Below are 24,508 nucleotides of genomic sequence, written 5' to 3'. Positions count from 1 at the left end.
ATCTGTCTCTCACATCCGGAAGACGCCGAAGGCGGGCTCGGTCAGGGGCGCGTTGGCGCAGGCCGTCAGGGCCAGGCCCACGACCTGCCGGGTCTCCAGCGGGTCGATCACGCCGTCGTCCCACAGCCGGGCCGTGGCGTAGTAGGCGTTGCCCTGGGCGTCGTACTGCTCGCGGATCGGCGCCTTGAACGCCTCCTCCTCGGCGGCGGGCCACTCCTCGCCCCGCGCCTCCAACTGGTCCCGCTTGACGGTCGCCAGCACCGACGCCGCCTGCTCGCCGCCCATCACGGAGATCTTCGCGTTGGGCCACATCCACAGGAAGCGCGGCGAGTACGCCCGGCCGCACATCGAGTAGTTGCCCGCGCCGTACGACCCGCCGACGACGACCGTCAGCTTCGGCACGCGCGTGCACGCCACGGCCGTCACCATCTTCGCGCCGTGCTTGGCGATCCCGCCCGCCTCGTAGTCCCTGCCGACCATGAAGCCCGAGATGTTCTGGAGGAAGAGCAGGGGGATGCCGCGCTGGTCGCACAGCTCGATGAAGTGCGCGCCCTTCTGGGCGGATTCGGAGAACAGGATGCCGTTGTTGGCGACGATGCCGACCGGGTGCCCGTGGATCCGGGCGAAGCCGGTGACCAGCGTCTGGCCGAACTCGGCCTTGAACTCCTGGAAGCGCGAGCCGTCGACCGTACGCGCGATGACCTCACGCACGTCGTAGGGCGTACGGGAGTCGACCGGCACCGCGCCGTACAGCCCGGCGGGATCGACCTTCGGCTCCTCGACCGGCTCGACCGACCACGGCAGCGGGCCGCGCTCCGGGAGAGTGGCGACGATGTTGCGGACGATGCGCAGGGCGTGGGAGTCGTCCTCCGCCAGGTGGTCCGTGACGCCCGAGGTACGGGAGTGCACCTCGCCGCCGCCGAGCTCCTCCGCCGTGACGACCTCGCCGGTGGCGGCCTTCACCAGCGGCGGACCGCCCAGGAAGATCGTGCCCTGGTTCCGCACGATGACGGCCTCGTCGCTCATCGCCGGAACGTACGCCCCGCCCGCCGTGCAGGAGCCGAGCACCGCCGCGATCTGCGGGATGCCCGCGCCCGACATGCGGGCCTGGTTGTAGAAGATCCGTCCGAAGTGCTCGCGGTCGGGGAAGACCTCGTCCTGCATGGGCAGGAACGCGCCGCCGGAGTCCACCAGGTACAGGCAGGGCAGCCGGTTCTCCAGCGCCACCTCCTGGGCGCGCAGGTGCTTCTTCACGGTCATCGGGTAGTACGTGCCGCCCTTGACGGTGGCGTCGTTGGCGACGATCACCACCTCGCGGCCGCTCACCCGCCCGATCCCGGCGATCACACCCGCCGCCGGCGCCGCCCCGCCGTACATCCCCTCGGCCGCCAGCGGGGCGAGCTCCAGGAAGGGCGATCCGGGGTCCAGAAGGGCGTCCACCCGGTCGCGGGGGAGGAGCTTGCCGCGCGCGGTGTGCCGGGCTCGCGCCTTCTCACCGCCGCCGAGCCGCGCCGCGGCCAGCCGCCCGCGCAGCCCTTCCGCGAGCTCCAGGTGGGCCGTCTCATTGGCCCGCCATGCCTCGGCCGCCGGATCGGCGGTGCTGTTCAGCACCGGTGCCTGCCGCATCTCCTGAGCCCCCTTGCCCGGTCGATGTGATGTTAATGAGCGTTAACGCGCTTCCCAGGTTAACGAGCGCTAACCGCCGTGTCCAGGGCTGTGGATTCCTCCTTCGGTATGACGACTCCAAGATCCGGACGTGTCAGGATCCGACCCGACCACACACGGGGGACAGGGCTTGTGACGACACTGCGAGAGACGGCCGTACGAGGCGCGGGGGCAGGGGAAGCGGCGCCCGCAGGGGACCCGGCTGCCGTACCGTCGCAGCCCCGCCGGCGCGTCCTGGAGGTCGACGCCCTGCGCGGCTTCGCCCTGCTCGGCATCCTGCTCGTCAACACCCTGACCATGGCCGGCACCCAGGGCGCGCTGGGCGGCCGCCCGTCCGCCGCCGTCGACGGCGTGGCGCTGTGGCTGGTCGACTTCCTCGCCCAGAGCAAGTTCTACCTGCTCTTCTCGTTCCTCTTCGGCTACAGCTTCACCCTCCAGGCTGCCTCCGCCGAGCGCGCCGGCGCCCGCCTCGGGCCGCGCACGACGCGACGGCTGCTGGGGCTCTTCGCGCTCGGCGCCCTGCACGCCGTGTTCCTGTACATCGGCGACATCCTGACGACGTACGCCCTGCTCGGCCTGATCCTCTTCGCCGCCCGCCGGGCCACCCCCGAGGGGGCGTTCCGCGCCGCGCTGTGGGTGTGGGGCTCGGCCGGCTCCCTCCTGCTGCTGCTCGGCGTGCTCGGGACACTGGCCGGCCCCGACGACGCGGCCACCGAGGCCGCCGCGGCCCACGAGGCGGCCGAGCTCACCGCGGCGTACCGGGGCGACTTCGGTGACGTCGTGGGCGCGAACGTGGGGCAGCTGCCGCTCGCCGTGGTCGCCCTGGTCACCATGAGCGGCTTCGTCGTCGCCGCCTTCCTGCTGGGGCTCTCAGCCGGGAAGCGGCAGTGGCTCACCCGGGTGGGCGGGGCGAGCCTGCGCCGCGTCCTGGTGGCGGGCCTCTGCGTGGGCCTGCCCGCCGCCGCCTTCTCGGCCTCCGGTGCGGCGGGCCCGCTGCCGGCCCGCTGGGAGCTGCTCGCCGCGATGAGCGGTGTCGTCACGGCTCCGGCGCTCAGCGCCGCGTACGTCGCCGGTCTGCTGCTCTGGTTCGGGACGCCGAGCGGGGCCCGGGCGGCCGGGGTCCTCGCGCCCGCCGGGCGCATGGCGCTGACCCACTACCTCACCCAGTCGCTGGTCATGGCGCTGATCTTCACCGGGTACGGTCTGGGCCTGTACGGCCGTGCCGGCATCGCCGCCCCCCTGGGCATCGCGCTCCTCCTGTACGCCGCGCAGCTCGCCCTCAGCGCCCGGTTCCTGCGCCGCCACCGGCTCGGCCCGGTGGAATGGGCGCTGCGCGCCTTCACCCACCTCCGGGTGCGCCCCCACGAGGTTAACGATCGCTAACCGGCCGGTCTAGAATGGCCTCATGAGCACCAACGCCGCCGCCCGCGTCGCGGCCCCGACCCGCCGTGAGCAGATCCTCAAGGAGGCCGCCCGCCTCTTTGCCGAGCGGGGCTTCCACGGCGTGGGCGTCGACGAGATAGGCGCCGCGGTCGGCATCAGCGGCCCCGGCCTGTACCGCCACTTCCCGGGGAAGGACGCGATGCTCGCCGAACTGCTCGTCGGCATCAGCGAACGGCTGCTGGACGGCGGCAGGCGGCGCGCCGCCGCCGAGCCGGCCGACAGCCCGCAGGCCGTCCTCGGCTCGCTCATCGACGGCCACATCGACTTCGCGCTCGACGACCGGCCGCTGATCACCCTGCACGACCGCGAGCTGGACCGGCTCAGGGAGAGCGACCGCAAGCGCGTGCGTCAGCTCCAGCGCCAGTACGTCGAACTGTGGGTGACGGTCGTACGGGAGCTGAACCCCGACGTACCGGAGGCGGAGGCGCGGTCCGCCGTGCACGCCGTGTTCGGGCTGCTCAACTCCACGCCGCACCTCGGCTCGTACGGCAACGGACTGCCGGGACGGGCGGCGATGGAGGGGCTCCTGCGACGGCTGGCGCACGGGGCGTTCGGAGCGCTCGCGCCGCGCGGCGCGGCCTGACGCCGCCGCCACGCCCGGCGGGGGCTTCGCCGGACGGAGGACGCGGGCGGACGGCACAATGGGGGGCATGCCGATACCCAGCCGCGCCGCCCTGGTCGACCACCTCGCCCGCACCCGCATCGCGGGTGACGTCGCCACTCCCCGCGACAACAACCTCTCCCACTACCGGAAGCTCGCGAACGGCGACCGCCACTACTGGCTCGGCCTCGAACTCGGCGACCGCTGGACCGACGAGCAGGACGTCCTCGCCGTGATGGCGGAGCGCTGCGGTGTCAGTGACGACCCCGAGCACCGCATGGGCCAGGACACCATCGACCCCGAGCTGACCGTCGACGCGCTGGAGCGGATGGCGGCGCGGCTGCGCAAGGCCGCCGCCGGCAACGAGCGGGTGCTGTTCGCGACCGGGCACCCGGGCGGACTGCTCGACGTGCACCGGCAGACGGCGGACGCGCTGCGCCGCGCGGGGTGCGAGATCGTACGGATCCCGGGCGGGCTCACGGCCGACGAGGGCATGGTGTTCCAGTTCGCCGACGTCGCGATGCTGGAGCGCGGCGCGACCCTGTGGCACACGCACTCGCCCGAGCCGATGGCGGCGATCCTCGACGGCCTGGAGCGTGAGGGGCGGCCGCTGCCCGACCTGGTCGTGGCCGACCACGGCTGGGCGGGATGTGCGGGGCAGCGCGGACTCGACTCGATCGGCTATGCCGACTGCAACGACCCGGCGCTGTTCATCGGCGAGGCCGAGGGCACGCTCCAGGTCACCGTCCCGCTCGACGACCACGTCACCGACCCGCGCTTCTACGACCCGATGACGGCGTACCTGCTGGACGCGGCGGGCCTGTTGGAAGGGTCCTGACCAGGCGCGCGGGCGGTGACGCCGCAAGCCGCGCGGGTCAGCGCGGGACGCGGACCACGCCCTCCTGGATGACGGAGATGGCCAGCCGGCCGTCCTGGGTGTAGATCCTGGCCTGGCCCAGGCCCCGGCCGCCCGACGCGGACGGCGACTCCTGGTCGTACAGCAGCCATTCGTCCGCCCGGAAGGGCCGGTGGAACCACATCGCGTGGTCCAGGGACGCGCCGACCACGTCGCCGGTCGCCCAGCCGCCGCGCCCGTGGGCCAGGAGCACCGAGTCGAGCAGCGTCATGTCGGAGACGTACGTGGCGAGGCAGACGTGCAGCAGGGGTTCGTCGATGGCGCCGTCGAGCTTGCCGTTCGTACGGAACCAGACCTGTGAGCGCGGCTCGCGCGGTTCACCGACGCTGCCGTACGGCGGGGCGTCGACGTACCGCAGGTCGACCGCCGCGCGCGCCTCGAGCATGCGGTCGACGACCCCGGAGTCCAGGAAGTCGTACTTCGGCAGCATCTGGGCGGCCGTCGGAAGGGTCTCGGGGTCCGGCGCGGGCGGCATGGGCGCCTGGTGCTCCAGGCCCTCCTCGTACGTCTGGAACGACGCGGAGAGGTGGAAGATCGGCTGCCCGTGCTGGACGGCGACGACGCGCCGGGTGGTGAAGGAGCGGCCGTCGCGGATCCGGTCGACCGTGTAGACGATCGGCGCGCCCGGGTCGCCGAGGCGCAGGAAGTACGCGTGGAGCGAGTGGGGGAGGCGGTCGCCGGGGACGGTGCGGCCGGCGGCCACCAGGGCCTGGGCCGCGACCTGGCCGCCGAAGACGCGGGGGACGATCGCCGAGCGGCTCACGCCTCGGAAGATGTCCTCCTCGATCTGCTCCAGGTCGAGCAGATCGAGGAGGGCTTCGAGTGCCTTGTTCATGCGGGCAGTTCTACCGTGCGGTCCGGCAGGGCGGTCTTAGAGGCCCATGTCCTTCGCAATGATCATCTTCATGACCTCGCTGGTGCCGCCGTAGATGCGGTTCACGCGGTTGTCGGCGTACAGGCGGGCGATCGGGTACTCGTTCATGAACCCGTAACCGCCGTGCAGCTGGAGGCACTTGTCGATGACGCGGTGCGCGACCTCGGTGGCGAACAGCTTCGCGGACGCGGCCTCGGCCGGGGTCAGCTCGCCCGCGTCCAGGGCCTCCAGGGCGCGGTCGACGACGGCCTCGGCGGCGTCCACCTCGGCCTGGCAGGCGGCCAGTTCGAACTTGGTGTTCTGGAAGGACGCGACGGGCTTGCCGAAGACGGTGCGCTCCTGCACGTACTGCTGGGCGAACCGGACGGCGGCCTTGGCCTGGGCGTACGCGCCGAACGCGATGCCCCAGCGCTCGGAGGCGAGGTTCTTGCCGAGGTAGCCGAAGCCCTTGTTCTCCTCGCCGAGCAGGTCCTCGACCGGGACCTTCACGTCGACGAACGCCAGCTCGGCGGTGTCGGAGGTCTTCAGGCCGAGCTTGTCCAGCTTGCGGCCCACCGAGTAGCCCTCGGACTTGGTGTCCACGGCGAACAGGGAGATGCCGAAGCGGCGGTCCTCGGCGCTCGGGGCGGAGGTGCGGGCGCACACGATGACGCGGTCGGCGTGCACACCGCCGGTGATGAAGGTCTTGGCGCCGTTGAGGACGTAGTGCGTGCCGTCCTCGGAGAGCTTCGCGGTGGTCTTCATGCCCGCGACGTCGGAGCCGGTGCCCGGCTCGGTCATCGCCAGCGCCCACATCTCCTCGCCGGAGACGAACTTCGGCAGGAAGCGCTGCTTCTGCTCGTCGGTGGCGAGCATCTCGATGTAGGGCAGGCCGAGCAGCACGTGCACGCCGGAGCCGCCGAAGTTGACGCCCGCGCGCGAGGTCTCCTCGTACATGACGGCCTCGTACTTGTGCGACTCGATGCCGGCGCCGCCGTACTCCTCCGGGACGCGGATGCCGAAGACGCCCAGCTCGCCGAGCTTGTAGTAGAAGTCGCGCGGCGCCTGGCCGGCGGCGAACCACTCGTCGTAGACGGGGACGACCTCGGCCTCGATGAAGGCCCGGATGGTCTTCCGGAAGGCCTCGTGGTCCTCGTTGAAAACGCTGCGGCGCACGGGACGCCCCCTTCTTGCTCCATTGGCGATGCTGGCGATGCTGTTCTAAGCGCTTGCTCAGTCGAAGTTACCGGTTGGTCACCAGGGCTGTCCAGGCTTCGGGACGGTCGTACGCGTCACAGCCAGCGCAGCGCGAACCACAGGTCCATCCGCACGTCCGCGTCGTCCAGGTCGGCGTCCAGGAGGGTCGCGCAGCGGGCGACGCGCTGGCGGACCGTGTTGCGGTGCACGTCGAGCGCGACGGCCGTACGGTCCCAGCTCCCGTGCAGCGAGAGCCAGGTGCGCAGGGTCGTGACGAGCGCGGGCGACGCGGCGATCGGGGCGAGTCGCACGCGGGCGTGCGCGCGGGCCTCGTCCGGCGTGACCAGGGAGGCGAGCCCGCCGCCCGCCTCGCCCCGGTCGCGCACGAGCGCGCTGCGGGTGGCCTCGGCGCGGCGTACGGCTCGCTCGGCGCGGAGATCGGCGGCGGGCAGCTCCGACGGGGGCACGGGGGCGCTCACGCCGAGGGTCCAGCCCGGCTGCGGTTCGATCTCCCGGGCCCCGCCGGCGAGCAGTACCCGTACGCCCCCCTCCTCGGTCGCGTCCACCAGCGCGCTGCCGAGCGCCGCCCCGAGCGCCGCCGCGGCCAGCGGGTCGGGCCCCGTGGCCTCGGCGGCGGGCCGCGCGTGCACCACGATCCACTCGTCCGCGCCCAGCAGCGGCGCCACCTCGCCCGCGTCCGCTCCCAGCAGCAGCCGCACCAGCGCGGCGGCGCGGGCGGACTCCGCGGCGCCCTGGTGCGGCGTGGTGAGCAGCGACAGGAGTACGACGGCGACGCCCGCGATGGTGTGGTCGCCCGCCTCGCGCCGGTCCGAGGCCACCGCGAGCACGAGCCGCTGGCCGCCGGCGAGGGCGTACGCGGCGAGATGGCCGTCGCCGACGGTGTCGGTCGCGGAGGAGGGCGCGGGCCTGGCGGCGGGCGGGGTCGACGTGGCGGGCGCGGGCCGCGCGGCGGGCGGGGGCGAGCCGGCGGGGCCGGTGCTCTCGAGCGGGGCCGGTTCCGGCGGCGGACTGACCACGCGCGCGAGCCGCGCCAGGGCCGCGTGCGTCTCGGGCGACGGCGAGCGCCCCGCCGTGGCCAGCGGCGCGCCCTCCGCCGACAGCAGCACCGCCCACGCCCCGTCGAGCCGCGCCGTCAGCTGCCGCAGCACCGCCGGCACGGGGTCGGGCCGGGCCGCCGCCGTGGCCAGCCCCTGCTGGGCCTGGGCGACGCGGCGCAGCTCCCGGTGGCGGGCCTCCGCCATCAGCCGCCACACCGCGCGGGCGATCGCCGTGAACGTCGTGGGCGGCGGCACCTCCACCAGCGGCAGCCCGTGCCGCTCGCAGGCGGCCACCAGGGCCGGCGGCACCGTGTCGTACACCGGCGCGACGCCGAAGCCGAGCGCCGCCGCGCCCGCCGCCACGACCCGGGAGACGTAGTGGCCGGGGTCGGTGAGCTGGACGCCGGCCGTCAGGAGGAGCTCGCCGCCCAGCAGGTACGGGTACGGGTCGCCCATCTCCGAGGTGTGCACCCAGTGCAGATCCCTGTCCTCGGGCCCCGCGAGCAGGCGCAGCCCCAGCTCCTCCCGCGCCAGCAGCGCGGCCAGCGGAATGGGCGGGGTGGGAGGGGCCGGAGGTACGGAAGGGGAGGCCAGGGCGTCCGGCATGGATGGTCCATCCATCTGGGGTCGGGGAAGTGGATGAAACGTACACTTCAGCGTCGCCTTCCAGCCACCTAATGTCGAGCGAACCGGCGGCCGCGGGTACGGGCGGATGTCCCCGCACAAGAGCCGCCGCTCCCCTGTACCCCCTGCACGACACGCCACTGAGGTGCTCGAAGGAGGATGGCCCATGGCCGTCGACTACGCGGTGATCGTCATATACCTGGCCGGAATGCTCGCCATGGGCTGGTGGGGCATGCGCCGCGCCAAGTCCAAGAGCGAATTCCTGGTGGCCGGCCGCCGCCTCGGGCCCGGCATGTACTCCGGCACGATGGCGGCCATCGTCCTCGGCGGCGCCTCCACCATCGGCGGCGTCGGGCTCGGCTACCAGTACGGCCTCTCCGGTGCGTGGATGGTCTTCACCATCGGCCTCGGGCTCCTCGCGCTCAGCATCTTCTTCTCGGCGCGGATCGCCCGCCTGAAGGTCTACACCGTCAGCGAGATGCTCGACCTCCGCTACGGCGGCGGCCGGGCCGGCATCATCTCTGGCGTCGTCATGTGGGCCTACACGCTCATGCTCGCCGTCACGTCGACCATCGCGTACGCCACGATCTTCGACGTCATCTTCGACATGGACCGCGCACTGTCGATCATCCTCGGCGGCACCATCGTCGTCGCGTACTCGACGCTCGGCGGCATGTGGTCGATCACGCTGACGGACATGGTGCAGTTCGTCGTCAAGACGATCGGCGTACTGCTCCTGCTGCTGCCGATCGCGGTCGTCAAGGCCGGCGGCTTCAGCGAGATGAAGGCGCAGCTGCCCACCGAGTACTTCGACCCGCTCGGCATCGGCGGCGAGACGATCTTCACGTACGTGCTGATCTACACGTTCGGCATGCTGATCGGGCAGGACATCTGGCAGCGCGTCTTCACGGCCCGCAGCGACAAGGTCGCCCGCTACGGCGGCACGGTCGCCGGTACGTACTGCCTGGTCTACGCCCTGGCCGGCGCCGTCATCGGCACCGCCGCCAAGGTGCTCTACCCGGACCTCGCCCACGCCGACGACGCCTTCGCGACGATCGTCAGGGACGAGCTGCCCATGGGCGTGCGCGGCCTGGTCCTGGCGGCGGCCCTCGCGGCGGTCATGTCGACCTCGTCCGGCGCGCTGATCGCCTGTGCCACCGTCGCCAACAACGACATCTGGTCGCGGCTGCGCGGCGCGGTCTCCAAGGACGGGGCGGCGGGCGAGGCCCACGACGAGGTGCGCGGCAACCGCGTCTTCATCCTGATCATGGGCATCGCGGTCGTCTGCATCGCCATCGCCCTGAACAACGTCGTCGAAGCGCTCACCGTCGCCTACAACCTGCTGGTCGGGGGCCTGCTGGTGCCGATCCTCGGCGGTCTGCTGTGGAAGCGCGGCACGGTGTACGGCGCGCTGGCGTCCGTCACCGTCGGCGGGATCGGGGTACTCGGCCTGATGGCGTGGTACGGCATCCTCGCCAACGAGCCGGTCTACTACGGCCTGTTGCTCTCGCTCGCGGCGTACGTCGTCGTCAGCCTCGCCACCCGCCCGACCGACGCCGCCGTGCTGGCCGCGTGGCGTGAGCGGCTGGCCGGGCGGAGCGCCGAAGCGGAGCCCGAGCCCGAGTCGGTCCCCACGCCGGGCTAAAGTCATATAACGCAACGAAGCGCAGGAAAGAAGGCAATTCACATGAGCAGCAGCAGCGAGCAGCAGTTCCGCGGCCCCGTCGACTCCTCCCGCATCCCGCGGTACGCGGGACCGGCGACGTTCGCGCGGCTGCCCCGCCTCGACGAGGTCGGCACCGCCGATGTCGCCGTCGTCGGCGTGCCCTTCGACTCCGGGGTCTCCTACCGCCCTGGCGCGCGCTTCGGCGGCAACGCCATCCGTGAGGCGTCGCGCCTCCTGCGCCCGTACAACCCGGCGCAGGACGCGTCGCCCTTCGCGCTCGCGCAGGTCGCGGACGCCGGTGACATCGCCGCCAACCCGTTCAACATCAACGAGGCCGTCGAGACGATCGAGGCCGCCGCCGACGACCTCCTCGGCACCGGCGCCCGCATGATGACGCTCGGCGGCGACCACACCATCGCGCTGCCGCTGCTGCGCTCGGTCGCCAAGAAGCACGGCCCGGTGGCCCTGCTCCACTTCGACGCGCACCTGGACACCTGGGACACGTACTTCGGGGCGGAGTACACCCACGGCACGCCGTTCCGCCGGGCCGTCGAGGAGGGCATCCTCGACACCGAGGCGCTGTCCCACGTCGGCACGCGCGGCCCCCTGTACGGCAAGCAGGACCTGACCGACGACGAGAAGATGGGCTTCGGCATCGTCACCTCGTCCGACGTCTACCGGCGCGGCGCCGACGAGGTCGCCGACCAGCTCCGCCAGCGCATCGGCGACCGCCCGCTCTACATCTCCATCGACATCGACTGCCTGGACCCGGCCCACGCGCCCGGCACCGGCACCCCCGAGGCGGGTGGCATGACCTCCCGCGAGCTGCTGGAGATCCTGCGCGGCCTGTCCTCCTGCAACCTCGTCTCGGCCGACGTCGTCGAGGTGGCCCCGGCGTACGACCACGCGGAGATCACGTCCGTGGCCGCCTCCCACACGGCGTACGAGCTGACGACCATCATGGCCCGGCAGATCGCGGCCTCCAGGACCGGCAAGTGACGCACGACCACGACCTGGTCCTGCGCCCCACCGAGGCGCAGACCGCCGCCGCGCTCAATCCGCCGCCCGGCCGCAACGGCGGTGACCTCGTCGTCGAGACCCTGACCGGCCTCGGTGCGACCACCGTCTTCGGGCTGCCCGGCCAGCACGCGCTGGGCATGTTCGACGCGCTGCGCCGCTCCTCGCTCTCGTACGTCGGCCTGCGCGTGGAGAACAACGCGGGCTTCGCCGCCGACGCGTACGGCCGGATCACCGGGGAGGCGGCCCCGCTGCTGCTCTCCACCGGGCCCGGCGCCCTGACCTCGCTCGCCGCGCTCCAGGAGGCGGCGGCGGCCTCGGCCCCCGTCCTCGCGATCAGCAGCCAGGTCCCGTCGGCCGGCCTCGGCGGCGGCCGGCACGGCTACCTGCACGAACTGCGGGATCAGAAGGCGTCGTTCCGCGACATCGTGAAGTCCGTCCACACGGTCCGTACGGCGTCGCAGATCCCGTCGGCGATCGCCGAGGCGTGGGAGTCGGCCCTGACGGCCCCGCACGGCCCGGTCTGGATCGAGATCCCCCAGGACGTCCTCCTCGCCGAGACGACGCTCCCCGTCGTCACGGCGATCGACGCCGCACCGCACGACCTGCCCCCGCGCCCCGAACTGACCGCCGTGGCGGCCCACCTGCTGTCGACGGCCGCCCGCCCGGCGATCATCGCGGGCGGCGGCGTCGTACGGTCCGACGCGTCCGGCAAGCTGCTCGCCCTCGCGGAGCGGCTGAACGCGCCGGTCGTCACGACCTTCGGCGGCAAGGGCGCGTTCCCGTGGACGCACCCGCTCTCCCTCCAGTCCTGGATGGAGGACCGCCACACGACGGACTTCCTCGAGGACGCCGACGTGCTCCTGGTCGTCGGCTCGGGCCTGGGCGAACTCTCCTCGAACTACCACACCTTCGCGCCGCGCGGCCGGATCGTCCAGATCGACGCCGACCTCGGCAAGCTGGAGTCCAACCACCCGGCGCTCGGCATCCACGCGGACGCCCGCCTGGCGCTCTCGGCGCTGCTGGAGACGGTGGAGGACCGCGAGGACGAACAGGCGCGCGAGCGCGTGAGCACGGTCCTGGAGAAGGTACGGGCGCGCATCGCGTCCCAGGACCTGCCGCTGGAGCAGCGGCTCCTCGCGTCGATCCGCGAGGCCCTGCCCGCCACGTCCCCCAGCTTCTGGGACATGACGATCCTGGCGTACTGGGCCTGGTCGGCGTTCGACCCCCGCCACCCCAACACCATGCACTCGGCGCAGGGCGCGGGCGGCCTCGGGTACGGCTTCCCGGCGGCGCTCGGCGCCGCGGCGGCGGACCGTACCCGTCCGGTGCTCGCGGTGTCCGGCGACGGCGGCGCGATGTACTCGATCGCGGAGCTCGCCACCGCCCGCCAGCACGACCTGCCGGTGACCTGGCTGATCGTGGACGACGGCGGCTACGGCATCCTCCGCGAGTACATGACCGGCGCCTTCGACGAGGCCACCGGCACGGAACTCGCCCGCCCGGACTTCGTCGCCCTGGCCGAGTCCTTCGGCGTACCGGCCCACCGGACCACCCCGGAAACCCTGACCGAAGACCTGACCAAGTCCTTCTCGACTCCCGGCCCTTCGGTGCTCGTACTCCCGGCGACGCTCCGCATGTTCGCCCCGACACACATGTGATCCGAGCGGAGCAGGGCCGCACGGGTCACCTCGCCAGTGGCCCGCGCGCGGCGGACCTGGCGGCAGTCCGTGTGCCCCGCGAATGGACGCGTGTGCTCGGCATGGCTTATAACGTCCCCCGGCATGATCGAAGTGGCCTGATGGCCACTGTGGTGGAAGGTGGATGGCGTGATAGGTGCCAGTATGCCGCCCGGGTGCGGTTGCGGGATGCTCTCCTGTGTCACTTCCCTGCACGCTGGATCTGGCGTCATTGACCGAGCGTGAAAGGGAAGTGTTGCGGCTGCTCGGCCGTGGTGAGCCGAACCGGCTGCTGGCCCGTCGGCTCGGCATCGCCGAACGGACGGCCAAGGCCCATGTGGCCCGGGTAATCGAGAAGCTGGGGGTTGCAGATCGTACGGCGGCGGTGTTCGTCGCGAATGTTCTGCATGTGACGCTCTGCTCCCCGCTTGGCCGGATCCCCTCCCCAAAGGGCAATAGCAGCAGGTCAGCTGAGGTGGCAAAGTCATGAGGTCCCGACGATCAAGCTGATCAGGAGTCCTCATCCCATGCTGGGCAAGAAGTTCGCAGTCGCCACCGCACTGGCCGCCGGTGCCGTCATGCTCGGAGTCGCACCCGCCTCCGCCTACTACTACGTGACGCTGTCCGGCACCGGCCAGGCCCGCGCGTACAACAACGACGGTTCTGCCTCTGACGCCTTCGCCGGCGCCTGGGACAGCAGCCTCGACGGTGACGCGTACAACCCCGTCTACAACACGTACTTCCGTACGGCGAGCGCGGACACCGAGCGCAATCTCTGGAACAAGAACGGTGCCGGCACCGAGACGCGTTCCGGCACGGGCAGTCCGCTCTACAAGATGCGGATCTGCGAGTCGGAGTTTGCCCAGCCGGACTCCTGCTCCTCGTACTACTACATGTAGTCCTACTACATGTAGTAGTACGCGGTGATGCCTTCACTGCGGTGGCGGCTCGCCCGGCCTTCGAGGCGGACGGGCCGCCATCTGCATTCCACCACCCGCCCGGAACCCAGCGGTAGAGCTGGAGCAAGCAGCGAAATGAGACCTCATGTCAGGTAAGCCCCCGCCGGCCCTGGAAGTGAGCGCGCTGCGCTACGAGACGCCGGGCAGGGTGCTGCTCGACGATGTTGAACTCCACTTGGCGCAAGGGGAGTCGGCGGCCGTGACCGGGCCAAGCGGCAGCGGCAAGAGCACGTTGCTCAGCTGCCTGCTCGGGCTCATCAGGCCGGCTGCCGGACGGATCACGATCGCCGGTACGGACATCGGGCGGCTGAGCCCCCGCCGCCTGGCCCGGCACCGGCGGGACACCACCGGCATGGTCTTCCAGTTCGGTGAACTCCTCCCGGAGCTCACCCCGGTGGAGAACGTCGCCCTCGCCGCGCTGCTGGCCGGCACCGGCCGCAAGGACGCGTTCGGCCGTGCCCGGCAGCTCCTGGACGACCTCGGCGTCCCGGCCGTCGGCACCCCCACCGCCGACCTCTCCGGCGGCGAACGCCAGCGCACCGCCGTTGCGCGCGCCCTGGTCAACCGCCCCACGCTGCTGCTCGCCGACGAGCCGACCGGCGCGCTCGACGAGCGGAACCGGGAAAACGTCGCGGATCTCCTCTTCTCACTGCCCGGGCGGTGGGGTTGTGCGGTCCTGGTCGTCACCCATGACGTCACCGTCGCCGCCCGCGCGGACCGCCGGTATGCACTGAGCGATGGTGTGCTGACCCCGGCGGCGACCTCGCAGTCGTACCGTGCGGCTGTCAACCTCCCCTCGGGCGGCGCCAGGTGAGCCGCGACCGGACCCGTCCGCTCACCCGGCAGCTGCTGCGGATCGGGCACACGGCCGGCCAGGGGGCCACGGGCGGGCAGATCCGCTTCGTCGCCCTGGCATGTGCCACCCTCGCGCTGGCGGTGACCTTTGCCGTCATGGCCGCGACCTGGGCGACGTACGAGGAGCGCGAGGCACGCGGCTCCGCCCGTTCGCCCCAACTGCGGGCGATGAACAGTGCCACGGGCAGCCCCCAGCTGCTCTGGAAGGGCACCGGAGACTCCATCGGCGACCGGCAGTTCGAGGTCGTGCACATCGCACCGCTCACGACAAACGCACCGCTGCCGCCCGGACTCGACCACTGGCCCGCACCCGGCGAGGCCGTGCTCTCGCCCGCCCTGCTCGCCGAGGGAAGCGGCGAGGGCATCAGGGACCGGTACGGGCGTTACGCCGGCGAGATCGGCGCGGACGGACTGGCCAGTCCCGGCGAACGGCTGGCCTATGTGCGGCCTGCGGACGGGGCGCTCACCAAGCAGAATGCCTACCCGGTGTACGGTTTCGGTCTCCCCGCCCCCTGGGCGCTCGGCGACCTCGCCCTTGTCCGGCCGCTCCCGGTCTTCCTCAGCCTTCTCGCCGTGTTCTTGCTGCTGCCCGCCGGACTGCTCACCGTGGTCGCGGCCAGGCTCGGCGCGACCGGTCGGGACCGGCGCACCGCACTCCTCGGCGCGCTCGGCGCATCGAGGCGGCAGGTCGCGCTGCTGAGCCTCGGCGAGGCGGGGCGGCCGGTGCTGCTTGGGACCGCATTGGCGGTGCCGCTGGCGGCCCTTGGGCTCCTTTTCGATCTGCGGCTGCCGTGGACCGGATATCTGGTGGCCGCAGCTGATTTGCGAGCACATGCAGGGGTGCTGACGGCCGGGCTGCTTGCGGCGCCGGTGCTGGTCGCCGCCGCGGTGGTGTGCTTCCACCCGCCGTCCGGACAGGGGCGGAGCACCCGGCCGCTGGGAGGCGCGCGCTCGCGGCTGGTGAAAGTGGCGGCGGGGCTCTGTCCGCTGTTTCTGCTGATCCTCAGCTGGTTCCCGGCCACGGCCGGGCGTTCCGAGGCGCGTACCGCCATGACGCTGGTCCTGATGGCCGGAATCGTCGGCACGCTGGCCACGCTGCCCGCAGTGATCGCACTGCTGATCTCCGCAGCCGGCCGGGCGGTGGCTGCTCTCGGACGGCGTCGGGGGGCGCCAGGCACCCTGCTGGCCGGGCGCTGGACGGTGGGCCGGCCCGGATATCTGGCCCGGCTGGTGGCCGGAGTGGTCATCGCCGTCGGGCTGCTCTGCGTGGTCCAGGTCTACCCGAGCATGAGCAGCGCCTTCGTGCAGGGCGCCCGAGAGGCCCGGGCGGAGCTGGGTTTCAGCATGTTGACGGTCGAGGCCCACTCGGCCTCTGCGGAGCGGGTGGATCAGTGGCTCCGGGCGGTGCCGCCGGGGACTCGGGCAGTGGGGTACACCTCGACGCTGGACCCGGTGGACGTCGGTTCGACGGACAGTGGTTCGGGCGGCAGCGAGAGCGGTAGCCGTAGCACGACCGGGACCGCGGGCGCCACCGGCTCCTCCTCGGGCGACGAGATCCGGCTCAACGCCGTGCTGCGCGGAGAGTGCCCGGTGCTCGCGACTCTTGGGCTGCCCTGCCCCCGTGCGGAGGGAGCCTCCCTGGACGTACCGGTGTCCTCGGCCGCGCCCGCCGCCCGTCGGCTGTTGTCCGGGGTGGGACCGGCCGGAGAGGTCACCGTGGTGCGCGGTTCGCCGACCGGCGGGGAAAAGGGAGCCGTCATGGTCCTCGTTTCCTCGGACGGCAGGGACCTGCCGCTCTACGATCTCAAGCGCACCGCACGGGCGCAGCTCGGTCCGCTGACAGCCGTCGACCCCCTGGGTCAGGCGTGGATCGGCGGCGCCCAACTCGTCGCCGATCAGCTCCGCTGGGTGCCGCTGCTCGGCACGATGGGGGTGGTTCTGGTGGCTCTGTCCGCCGCGCTCAACAATCTCGCCGAGATCATGCGCTTCGCGCGCGCCATCGCCCCGCTGAGCGTGCTCAGCGGCAGCCGCCGGGTCTACGCGGCCGTCGCGGCCTGGACGCTGATGGTGCCGCTGTGCGTGGCGGCGGTCTGGGGCGTGATCGGTGGCGTATGGATCACGTTGCCGTTCACGGTGCCGCCCCGCAACGGCGTGCTGCCCGGGGCGACGCTCGCCCTGGTGGTGGCCGTCCTGGTCGCTCTCTCCGGGGTACTGGCGGCGATCGCGGCGCGCGGTGCGGTGCGGGAGGCCGAGCGGTGGCGGCCGCAACAGGACTGAGGGGGTGGGCGGCGGGGGCAGGGCCGATGCCGGGGCAGCTGAAGTCCCGTACAACCTTTCCGCTCCTCAAGGGTCATCTGAAGCAGAAGTCACGAGGGGACGGAAAACCACACCATGACGCACAGCCGAATAACGCTCGCCACGACCGCGGCGGCCCTGGCCGGGGCCGTCCTCGTGCCCCTCGCCGGCGCGTCGCCCGCCGCCGCGGCCACCGCGCCGATGGTGGTCTGCACCTCGGCCAAGGCGGGGCTCGCTGCCAAGTTGACCACGGACATCACCGCGGCGCTGCGGGGGCGGCGGTCCACGACGGCGATATCGCTGTACGACCGCCCGACCAAGACCACCTGCACCCTGCGCGCCACGCAGAAGTACGACTCGGCCAGCGTCGTCAAGGTGACCGTCCTCGCCACCCTGCTGTGGGACGCGAAGAAGACGAACCGCTACCTGACGTCGCGCGAGGCCACGCTCGCCACCGACATGATCACCAAGTCGGACAACAACGCCACCAGCACGCTGTGGCGCCAGCTCGGCATGACGAAGATCAAGGGCTTCCTCACGGCCGCCAAGATGACGGACACCGTCCCCGGCACCGGCGGCTACTGGGGCCTGACGCAGATCACCGCGCGCGACGAGCAGAAGCTGCTCGCGCTGCTCACCGCGAAGAACACCGTACTGAGTGACGGCGCGCGCAAGTACACCCTCGGCCTGATGGCCAAGGTCGTCTCCTCCCAGCGCTGGGGCACCCCCGCCGGAGCCCCGTCCACCGCCAAGATCCAGGTCAAGAACGGCTGGCTGCCGCGCTCCACCCACGGCTGGCGGGTCCACTCGATCGGCGCGTTCACGGGCACCCGCCACGACTACGCGATCACCGTGCTCAGCCACGACAACCCGACCATGAACGACGGCGTGAACACCATCCAGGCCGTGTCCCGGGCGATCCACAAGGCCCTGAACCCGACGGCGGCCGCCTCCACCCTGTACGCCCCGACCCAGACCCCGCGCGAGGCGATCCCGGCGGTGCCGAAGCCCTGACGAGCGCTCGAACGGGTCTCCGGTCCTAGGACCGGAGACCCGTATTCGTTGCGGAGGGATGAAATCCGCACCTCACCGCGTTGGTGACTTCCGGCAGATCAGGACGACCGGGAGGCAGCAGTGGCGGCAGATCAAGGGTGGGCGCGGCGGCTGGCGGGCTATGCCTGGAGGTACCGGCGCAACGTCGTGCTCGCACTCGGATCGTCGCTCGGCGGCATGGCGGTCATGGCGCTCGTCCCGCTGATCACCAAGGTCGTCATCGACGACGTCATCGGTGCGCAGACCAGGTCCCTCGCCGTGTGGACCGGCCTGCTCATGGCCGCCGCCGTCGTCGTCTACGCCCTCACCTACGTACGCCGCTACTACGGCGGCCGTCTCGCCCTCGACGTCCAGCACGACCTGCGCACCGAGATGTACCAGACGGTCACCCGCCTCGACGGGCGCCGTCAGGACGAGCTCTCCACCGGTCAGGTCGTCGGCAGGGCCACCAGCGACCTCCAGCTCATCCAGGGCCTCCTCTTCATGCTCCCGATGACGATCGGGAACATCCTGCTGTTCCTCATCTCCCTCGTGATCATGGCGTGGCTCTCGCCGCTGCTCACCCTCGTCGCCCTCGCCGTCGCCCCCGCCCTGTGGTTCATCGCCAAGCGCAGCCGCACCCGGCTCTTCCCGGCCACCTGGTACGCCCAGGGCCAGGCCGCCGCCGTCGCGGGCGTCGTCGACGGGGCCGTCTCCGGCGTACGCGTCGTGAAGGGCTTCGGCCAGGAGGAGCAGGAGACCGGCAAGCTGCGCGAGGTCAGCCGCAGGCTCTTCGCCGGTCGGATGCGGACCGTACGCCTGAACTCGCGCTACACCCCCGCCCTCCAGTCCGTGCCCGCGCTCGGCCAGGTCGCGATGCTCGCGCTCGGCGGCTGGCTCGCCACGCGCGGCCAGATCACGCTCGGCACGTTCGTGGCCTTCTCCACCTACCTCGCCCAGCTCGTCGGCCCCGTGCGCATGCTCGCCATGGTGCTCACCGTCGGGCAGCAGGCGCGGGCCGGTGTCGAGCGCGTCCTGGAGCTGATCGACACCGAGCCGTCCATCGAGGACGGGACGAAGGAGCTCCCCGCCGACGCCCCGGCCACCGTCGAGTTCGACGACGTGTCCTTCGGCTACGACGACGACCGGCCGGTCCTCGACGGCTTCTCCCTGGAGATCCGGGCCGGCGAGACCGTCGCCGTCGTCGGCTCCTCCGGCAGCGGCAAGTCCACCGTCTCGCTGCTCCTGCCCCGCTTCTACGACGTGTCCCACGGCGCCGTCCTCGTCGGCGGGCACGACGTGCGCGAGCTGACGCTCGACTCGCTGCGGGCCGCCATCGGGCTCGTACCGGAGGACAGCTTCCTGTTCTCCGACACCGTCCGCGCCAACATCGCCTACGGCCTGCCGGACGCCACCGACGAGCAGGTCGCCGCCGCCGCCCGCGCCGCCCAGGCCGACGGCTTCATATCCGAGCTGCCGAACGGCTACGACACCACCGTCGGCGAACACGGCCTGACCCTCTCCGGCGGCCAGCGCCAGCGCATCGCCCTGGCCCGCGCGATCCTGACCGACCCCCGGCTGCTCCTCCTCGACGACGCCACGTCCGCCGTGGACGCCCGCGTCGAGCACGAGATCCACGAGGCCCTGAAGTCCGTCATGGCCGGGCGTACGACGCTGCTCATCGCCCACCGCCGCTCCACCCTCAACCTCGCCGACCGCATCGCCGTGCTCGACGGCGGCCGGCTCGCCGCGATCGGCACCCACGAGGAGCTCCAGGAGCGCTCCGCCCTCTACCGGCGGCTGCTCACCGACCCCGACGAGCTCGGCGGCGTATCGCCCGGGCACCTCCTCGCCAAGGCGCCGGAACCGGCCGACGACCGGACGGTGCAGGAGGAGCTGGACGCCGAGTTCGACGCCGAGCGCGGCATCACGCCCGACCTGTGGGTACGGGACGAGACCTCGCCGCACGACCCGGCCACCGACCACGCCCCCGGCATGCCCGCGACCCCCGAACTGCTCGCACAGGTCGAGGCACTGCCGCCGGCGAACGACGTACCCGCCGTCGACGAGGCCCGTGCCGTCCAGCCGGAGAAGTCGTACGGCCTGCGCAGGCTGCTGCACGGCTTCGGGATGCCGCTGCTGGCCAGCCTCGCGCTCGTCGCCGTCGACGCCGGCATGGGCCTGCTCCTGCCGGTGCTGATCCGGCACGGCATCGACGAGGGCGTCACCCAGCTCGCGCTCGGCGCGGTGTGGGCGGCGGCCGGACTCGCGCTGCTGTCCGTCGTCGTGCAGTGGGTCGCGCAGACCGGCGAGATGCGGATGACCGGCCGGACGGGCGAGCGCGTGCTCTACGCGCTCCGGCTCAAGATCTTCGCCCAGCTCCAGCGCCTCGGCCTCGACTACTACGAGCGCGAGCTGACCGGCCGCATCATGACCCGCATGACGACGGACGTCGACGCCCTGTCGACGTTCCTCCAGACCGGCCTCGTCACCGCCTTCGTCTCCGTCGTCACCTTCTTCGGCATCATGGTCGCGCTGCTCGTCATCGACGTGCAGCTGGCGCTGGTCGTCTTCGCCACGCTGCCGGTGCTGATCATCGGCACGTACTTCTTCCGCAGGTCGAGCGTCAAGGCGTACGAGCTGGCCCGCGACCGCGTCAGCGTCGTCAACGCCGACCTCCAGGAGTCCGTGTCCGGGCTGCGCATCGTCCAGGCGTTCCGGCGCGAGCGCTCCGGCGCCGAGCGGTTCGCCGAGCGCAGCGACAGCTACCGGCAGGCGCGCGTACGGGGTCAGTGGCTGATCTCGATCTACTTCCCGTTCGTCCAGCTGCTGTCGTCCGCCGCCGCCGCCGCGGTGCTGATCGTCGGCGCGGGGCGGGTGGACGCGGGCACCCTCACCACGGGCGCGCTCGTCGCGTACCTCCTCTACATCGACCTGTTCTTCGCGCCCGTACAGCAGCTCTCGCAGGTCTTCGACGGATACCAGCAGGCCACCGTGTCCCTGCGGCGCATCCAGGAACTCCTGCGGGAGCCCACCTCCACCGCCGCCGCCGACCGGCCGAAGGACGTCCTGTCGCTGCGCGGCGAGATCGCCTTCGAGGACGTGCGGTTCCAGTACGGGTCCGCCGACGAGCCGGAGGAAGCGCTCAGCGGCATCGACCTGCGCATCCCGGCGGGCCAGACCGTCGCCTTCGTCGGCGAGACCGGCGCGGGCAAGTCCACCGTGGTCAAGCTCGTCGCCCGGTTCTACGACCCGACCTCGGGACGGGTCACGGCCGACGGCACCGACCTGCGCGACCTGGACATCACGGCGTACCGGCACCGCCTCGGCGTCGTACCGCAGGAGGCGTACCTCTTCGCGGGCACGGTCCGCGACGCCATCGCCTATGGGCGGACCGACGCCACGGACGCCGAGGTCGAGGCGGCGGCGCGCGCGGTCGGCGCGCACGACATGATCGCGACGCTGGACGGCGGCTACCTGCACGAGGTCGCCGAGCGTGGCCGGAACCTCTCCGCCGGCCAGCGCCAGCTCATCGCGCTGGCCCGCGCCGAGCTCGTCGACCCGGACGTCCTGCTGCTCGACGAGGCGACGGCGGCCCTGGACCTGGCCACCGAGGCCCTGGTCAACCAGGCGACCGACCGGCTCACCGGCCGCCGCACCACCCTGGTCGTCGCCCACCGCCTGACGACGGCGGCGCGGGCGGACCGGGTCGTGGTCATGGACCACGGCCGGGTCGTCGAGGACGGCACGCACGACGAGCTGCTGGCCCTGGAGGGCACGTACGCCCGGCTGTGGCGCACCTTCGTGGGGGAGGACGAGCCGGCGGCGGTCTGAGGGGAGGCACCGGGGGCGCCCCGGGTGCCTCGGGCGCCGCATCCTTCACGTTCCGTCCCGCACCTTCTCCCGGATGCTCCGCAACCGCGCCGTACCCTCGGAGCGTCCGTACGCACGTACGTACGCTCAAGTGGGGGAAGGGGACACGCGTGTTCGGTGGTGCGAGTGGGGCGCTCAGAAAGCACCTGATGTACGGACTTGCCCTCGTGATCGCCGTGGCGGGTCTGACCCTCGCGGGCCCGGGGACCGGCACGGCCGAGGCCGTCGGAGCCTGCTCGGGCCGCAAGGTGAAGACGGTCGCCTTCGCCACCGGGGAACTGCGCGTCTACAAGAGCCGCCGTTACGCCTGCGCCATCACCGTCTCCAAGCGGCCCGGCGTACGGCAGGTCATGGCGGTCACGATCCAGGCCCGGGGGAGCCGCACGGCCAGGGACAGCGGCCGCTTCACCCACCGCGCCGGACCGGTGACGGTCTACGCCCTCAACCGCTGTGTGCGGGCCCACGGTTCGGTCGGCGCGCGGAGGGCGTCCACCGGCTGGATTCTCTGCTGAGGCTGGTGGTACGGGAGTTGCCCCGCTAGGTTCGCCCCGTCGTCTGTGATTACAGGGGAGGGCGAATGCGCAAGGCGCGCAGCTTGCTGTTGTCGTTCGCGGTGCTCATAGGCACCGTAGGACTCGGCAGCACACCGGCAGGGGCGGTCACCACCGCCGAGCCGAAGCAGCAGAACGAGCAGGACATCAAGGAGCGAATACTCGCCATACCGGGCATGAGCCTGGTGGAGGAGAAGCCGTACACCGGCTACCGCTATTTCGTACTGCACTACACCCAGCCGGTCGACCACCAAAAGCCGTCCAAGGGCACCTTCAAGCAGCGGATCACCCTGCTGCACAAGGACACGAACCGCCCGACGGTCTTCTTCACCAGCGGGTACAACGTCTCCACGACGCCGCGTCGCAGCGAGCCGACGCAGATCATCGACGGCAACCAGGTGTCGATGGAGTACCGCTTCTTCACCCCGTCCCGGCCGGCCCCCGCCGACTGGTCGAAGCTCGACATCAAGCAGGCCGCGAGCGACCAGCACCGCATCTTCACCGCGCTGAAGAAGATCTACTCCAAGAAGTGGATCTCCACCGGCGGCTCCAAGGGCGGCATGACCGCGACGTACTACGAGCGCTTCTACCCGCGTGACATGGACGGCGTCGTCGCGTACGTCGCCCCCAACGACGTGGTGAACAAGCAGGACGCGGCGTACGACCGCTTCTTCCGCACCGTCGGCACCAAGGAGTGCCGCGACGCGCTCAATGCCGTACAGCGCGAGGCACTCGTGCGGCGCGAGGCGCTGAGCGCCAAGGTCAAGGAGTGGGCGGACGCCAACAACGCCACCTTCGACACCGTCGGCAGCCTGGACAAGGCGTACGAGTCCACGGTCCTCGACTTCGTCTGGGCCTTCTGGCAGTACAGCAAGGAGAGCGACTGCGCGGACGTGCCCGCCGCCGGCTCCTCCGACCAGGTCATCTACGACTACGTCGACGCCATCTCCGGCTTCGCCGCCTACAGCGACCAGAGCCTGGCGACGTACACGCCGTACTACTACCAGGCCGGCACCCAGCTGGGCGCGCCGCAGGTGAAGTACCCGCACCTCGACGGCCTCATGAAGTACGGTCCGGACTTCTTCCAGCCGCGCGTCTACGTGCCGCGCGACATCCCGATGAAGTTCGACCCGCGCGTGATGCGGGACGTGGACAGCTGGGTGCGGCACAACGCCACCCGGATGCTGTTCGTCAACGGGCAGAACGACCCGTGGAGCGCCGAGCCGTTCCGCCTCGGCAAGGGCGCGCGCGACGCGTACGTCTACACCGCGCCCGGCGCCAACCACGGCGCCAACGTGGCGGGCCTCGTCCCCGAGCAGAAGGCGAAGGCCACTGCCGAGATCCTGGAGTGGGCGGGTGTCGCCCCGGCCGCCGTCCAGGCGGACCCGGCGAAGGCGAAGCCGCTCGCGCCGTTCGACGCGAAGCTCGACAAGCGCGCCGTGGAGCAGCGGCAGACGCTGCGCCCGTAGCGCGGAGCCGGGCTGTGCCCGCCGGTGGGGCCGCGCACGCGCGGACCCTCACACCCGGCGGGCGCAGCCCACCGGCTTCCCGCCGCCCAGCTGGACGTACAGCGCTGTCGCCGGTGGACACTGCGCCCGCCTGTCCACGGCGGCGGCCACCTCGAACTCCGGTGGTCCGGCGCCCGACCCGTCGCACGGCGTCTCCTTCACCCGCCCCTTGCGCGTCGTCGTGTGGACGCAGTCCCCGACGACCGTCCGCGGCCCGCCGCCGTTGCCCGGGTCACCGGGGTGCGGCTCCTCCAGATTGCGCATGCAGCCGAATCCGCGCGGCACGGAGCCGTCGCCGTCCTCGTCGAGCGCGGGCCGGCTCTCCGAGATGTGGAGGACGAAGTCCGTACGCGGCGGACAGGCCGGCCGGTCGGCCGCCGGTCGCCCGGTCACCGGCTCGTCGGTCACCGGCTCGTTGTCGCGGTGTCCCTCGGTCATCGGCCCCTCGTGCCGCACCAGCACCCGGGCGACGGCCTTCTCGCTCGCGCAGGACACCTCGCGGAAGTCGTGCCCGCGTGAGCTGCATTCGCCGGCGCCGAGGAAGGTGGCGCCGTAACCCGACGGGGTGAGGGCCCCGGCGAGCGCGTCGCCGCCGCCGGACGCGGACCCCTCGCCCGCGGACGGCCTCTGGCACCCCGTCAGCGCCGCCGCGCCCACCACCGTGAGCAGCAGCGCGCACGCCGCCCCTCTGGACCACCGACCCGTGCGCGGCATGC

General features: G+C 72.0%; 19 protein-coding genes. 14 read left to right on the top strand and 5 right to left on the bottom strand.

Going from position 1 to position 24,508, the window contains the following annotated elements:
• Positions 1–9 precede the first annotated feature (9 nt).
• Entirely contained in the window at positions 10–1,626 is a 1,617-nt protein-coding gene (locus IE185_RS23130) for a carboxyl transferase domain-containing protein (RefSeq protein ID WP_138895230.1), read from the bottom strand.
• A 171-nt stretch (positions 1,627–1,797) separates the two neighbouring features.
• Between IE185_RS23130 and IE185_RS23125 the strand changes: the two genes are divergently transcribed.
• The 3 genes from IE185_RS23125 to IE185_RS23115 all read left to right on the top strand — a co-directional run bounded on the left by IE185_RS23125 (position 1,798) and on the right by IE185_RS23115 (position 4,547).
• Positions 1,798–3,048: a DUF418 domain-containing protein gene (locus tag IE185_RS23125; RefSeq protein WP_229843648.1), complete on the top strand. Its 1,251-nt coding sequence runs from the start codon at positions 1,798–1,800 to the stop codon at positions 3,046–3,048.
• A gap of 22 nt (positions 3,049–3,070) precedes the next feature.
• Positions 3,071–3,691 (top strand): SACE_7040 family transcriptional regulator, encoded by a 621-nt coding sequence (locus IE185_RS23120; protein ID WP_138895232.1) that lies wholly within the window; start codon positions 3,071–3,073, stop codon positions 3,689–3,691.
• Between the two features lie 67 nt (positions 3,692–3,758).
• A complete protein-coding gene (locus tag IE185_RS23115) occupies positions 3,759–4,547 on the top strand; it encodes a phosphatase (RefSeq protein ID WP_138895233.1) in 789 nt (262 codons plus the stop codon).
• Between the two features lie 37 nt (positions 4,548–4,584).
• Here the strand turns inward: IE185_RS23115 and IE185_RS23110 are convergent, their stop codons facing one another.
• From IE185_RS23110 to IE185_RS23100, 3 genes are all read right to left on the bottom strand, one after another.
• Entirely contained in the window at positions 4,585–5,460 is an 876-nt protein-coding gene (locus IE185_RS23110; protein WP_138895234.1) for an acyl-CoA thioesterase, read from the bottom strand.
• A gap of 36 nt (positions 5,461–5,496) precedes the next feature.
• Positions 5,497–6,654, bottom strand: a complete 1,158-nt coding sequence (locus tag IE185_RS23105) for an acyl-CoA dehydrogenase family protein (RefSeq protein ID WP_138895235.1) — start codon at positions 6,652–6,654, stop codon at positions 5,497–5,499.
• A 116-nt stretch (positions 6,655–6,770) separates the two neighbouring features.
• On the bottom strand, positions 6,771–8,339 hold the full coding sequence (locus IE185_RS23100; protein ID WP_373303746.1) for a PucR family transcriptional regulator: 1,569 nt from the start codon (positions 8,337–8,339) through the stop codon (positions 6,771–6,773).
• 184 nt (positions 8,340–8,523) lie between these two features.
• Here IE185_RS23100 and IE185_RS23095 point away from each other — a divergent pair, with 184 nt between their 5' ends.
• From IE185_RS23095 to IE185_RS23045, 11 genes are all read left to right on the top strand, one after another.
• Positions 8,524–10,002, top strand: coding sequence for a sodium:solute symporter family protein (locus IE185_RS23095; RefSeq protein ID WP_138897135.1), 1,479 nt, complete (start codon positions 8,524–8,526; stop codon positions 10,000–10,002).
• A 42-nt stretch (positions 10,003–10,044) separates the two neighbouring features.
• Positions 10,045–11,022, top strand: a complete 978-nt coding sequence (gene speB, locus IE185_RS23090; RefSeq protein WP_138897134.1) for an agmatinase — start codon at positions 10,045–10,047, stop codon at positions 11,020–11,022.
• Positions 11,019–12,701 (top strand): thiamine pyrophosphate-binding protein, encoded by a 1,683-nt coding sequence (locus IE185_RS23085; protein WP_138897133.1) that lies wholly within the window; start codon positions 11,019–11,021, stop codon positions 12,699–12,701. The genes speB and IE185_RS23085 overlap by 4 nt, the downstream gene beginning before the upstream one ends.
• A gap of 175 nt (positions 12,702–12,876) precedes the next feature.
• A complete protein-coding gene (locus tag IE185_RS23080; RefSeq protein WP_138897132.1) occupies positions 12,877–13,209 on the top strand; it encodes a response regulator transcription factor in 333 nt (110 codons plus the stop codon).
• 37 nt (positions 13,210–13,246) lie between these two features.
• Positions 13,247–13,618 (top strand): hypothetical protein, encoded by a 372-nt coding sequence (locus IE185_RS23075; protein WP_138897131.1) that lies wholly within the window; start codon positions 13,247–13,249, stop codon positions 13,616–13,618.
• Between the two features lie 145 nt (positions 13,619–13,763).
• Complete coding sequence (locus IE185_RS23070; RefSeq protein WP_138897130.1) at positions 13,764–14,492, top strand: ABC transporter ATP-binding protein; 729 nt, start codon at positions 13,764–13,766, stop codon at positions 14,490–14,492.
• The gene (locus IE185_RS23065; protein ID WP_138897129.1) at positions 14,489–16,810 is read left to right on the top strand and encodes an FtsX-like permease family protein; all 2,322 of its coding nucleotides are present in this window, start codon (positions 14,489–14,491) and stop codon (positions 16,808–16,810) included. The genes IE185_RS23070 and IE185_RS23065 overlap by 4 nt, the downstream gene beginning before the upstream one ends.
• 114 nt (positions 16,811–16,924) lie before the next feature.
• Complete coding sequence (locus tag IE185_RS23060; protein ID WP_138897409.1) at positions 16,925–17,842, top strand: serine hydrolase; 918 nt, start codon at positions 16,925–16,927, stop codon at positions 17,840–17,842.
• Positions 17,843–17,962: 120 nt separating this feature from the next.
• The gene (locus tag IE185_RS23055) at positions 17,963–21,694 is read left to right on the top strand and encodes an ABC transporter ATP-binding protein (RefSeq protein WP_138897408.1); all 3,732 of its coding nucleotides are present in this window, start codon (positions 17,963–17,965) and stop codon (positions 21,692–21,694) included.
• 188 nt (positions 21,695–21,882) lie between these two features.
• Positions 21,883–22,245, top strand: a complete 363-nt coding sequence (locus IE185_RS23050) for a hypothetical protein (RefSeq protein WP_138897407.1) — start codon at positions 21,883–21,885, stop codon at positions 22,243–22,245.
• Positions 22,246–22,310: 65 nt separating this feature from the next.
• A complete protein-coding gene (locus tag IE185_RS23045; RefSeq protein WP_138897406.1) occupies positions 22,311–23,753 on the top strand; it encodes a S28 family serine protease in 1,443 nt (480 codons plus the stop codon).
• A gap of 48 nt (positions 23,754–23,801) precedes the next feature.
• Here the strand turns inward: IE185_RS23045 and IE185_RS23040 are convergent, their stop codons facing one another.
• Entirely contained in the window at positions 23,802–24,506 is a 705-nt protein-coding gene (locus IE185_RS23040) for a hypothetical protein (protein ID WP_189715878.1), read from the bottom strand.
• Positions 24,507–24,508 lie beyond the last annotated feature (2 nt).

This window comes from Streptomyces chryseus, assembly GCF_014650755.1.
GTDB classification, from domain to species: domain Bacteria; phylum Actinomycetota; class Actinomycetes; order Streptomycetales; family Streptomycetaceae; genus Streptomyces; species Streptomyces chryseus.
The sequence above is the reverse complement of the archived record's forward strand: the minus strand, read 5'-3'. Positions and strand labels throughout refer to the sequence as shown.

Coding starts and splice junctions, on each gene's coding strand:
- IE185_RS23130 (WP_138895230.1), bottom strand. CDS start 1,626: ATGCGGCAGGCACCGGTGCTGAACAGCACCGCCGATCCGGCGGCCGAG.
- IE185_RS23120 (WP_138895232.1), top strand. CDS start 3,071: ATGAGCACCAACGCCGCCGCCCGCGTCGCGGCCCCGACCCGCCGTGAG.
- IE185_RS23115 (WP_138895233.1), top strand. CDS start 3,759: ATGCCGATACCCAGCCGCGCCGCCCTGGTCGACCACCTCGCCCGCACC.
- IE185_RS23110 (WP_138895234.1), bottom strand. CDS start 5,460: ATGAACAAGGCACTCGAAGCCCTCCTCGATCTGCTCGACCTGGAGCAG.
- IE185_RS23100 (WP_373303746.1), bottom strand. CDS start 8,339: ATGCCGGACGCCCTGGCCTCCCCTTCCGTACCTCCGGCCCCTCCCACC.
- IE185_RS23095 (WP_138897135.1), top strand. CDS start 8,524: ATGGCCGTCGACTACGCGGTGATCGTCATATACCTGGCCGGAATGCTC.
- speB (WP_138897134.1), top strand. CDS start 10,045: ATGAGCAGCAGCAGCGAGCAGCAGTTCCGCGGCCCCGTCGACTCCTCC.
- IE185_RS23075 (WP_138897131.1), top strand. CDS start 13,247: ATGCTGGGCAAGAAGTTCGCAGTCGCCACCGCACTGGCCGCCGGTGCC.
- IE185_RS23070 (WP_138897130.1), top strand. CDS start 13,764: ATGTCAGGTAAGCCCCCGCCGGCCCTGGAAGTGAGCGCGCTGCGCTAC.
- IE185_RS23060 (WP_138897409.1), top strand. CDS start 16,925: ATGACGCACAGCCGAATAACGCTCGCCACGACCGCGGCGGCCCTGGCC.
- IE185_RS23050 (WP_138897407.1), top strand. CDS start 21,883: ATGTACGGACTTGCCCTCGTGATCGCCGTGGCGGGTCTGACCCTCGCG.
- IE185_RS23045 (WP_138897406.1), top strand. CDS start 22,311: ATGCGCAAGGCGCGCAGCTTGCTGTTGTCGTTCGCGGTGCTCATAGGC.
- IE185_RS23040 (WP_189715878.1), bottom strand. CDS start 24,506: ATGCCGCGCACGGGTCGGTGGTCCAGAGGGGCGGCGTGCGCGCTGCTG.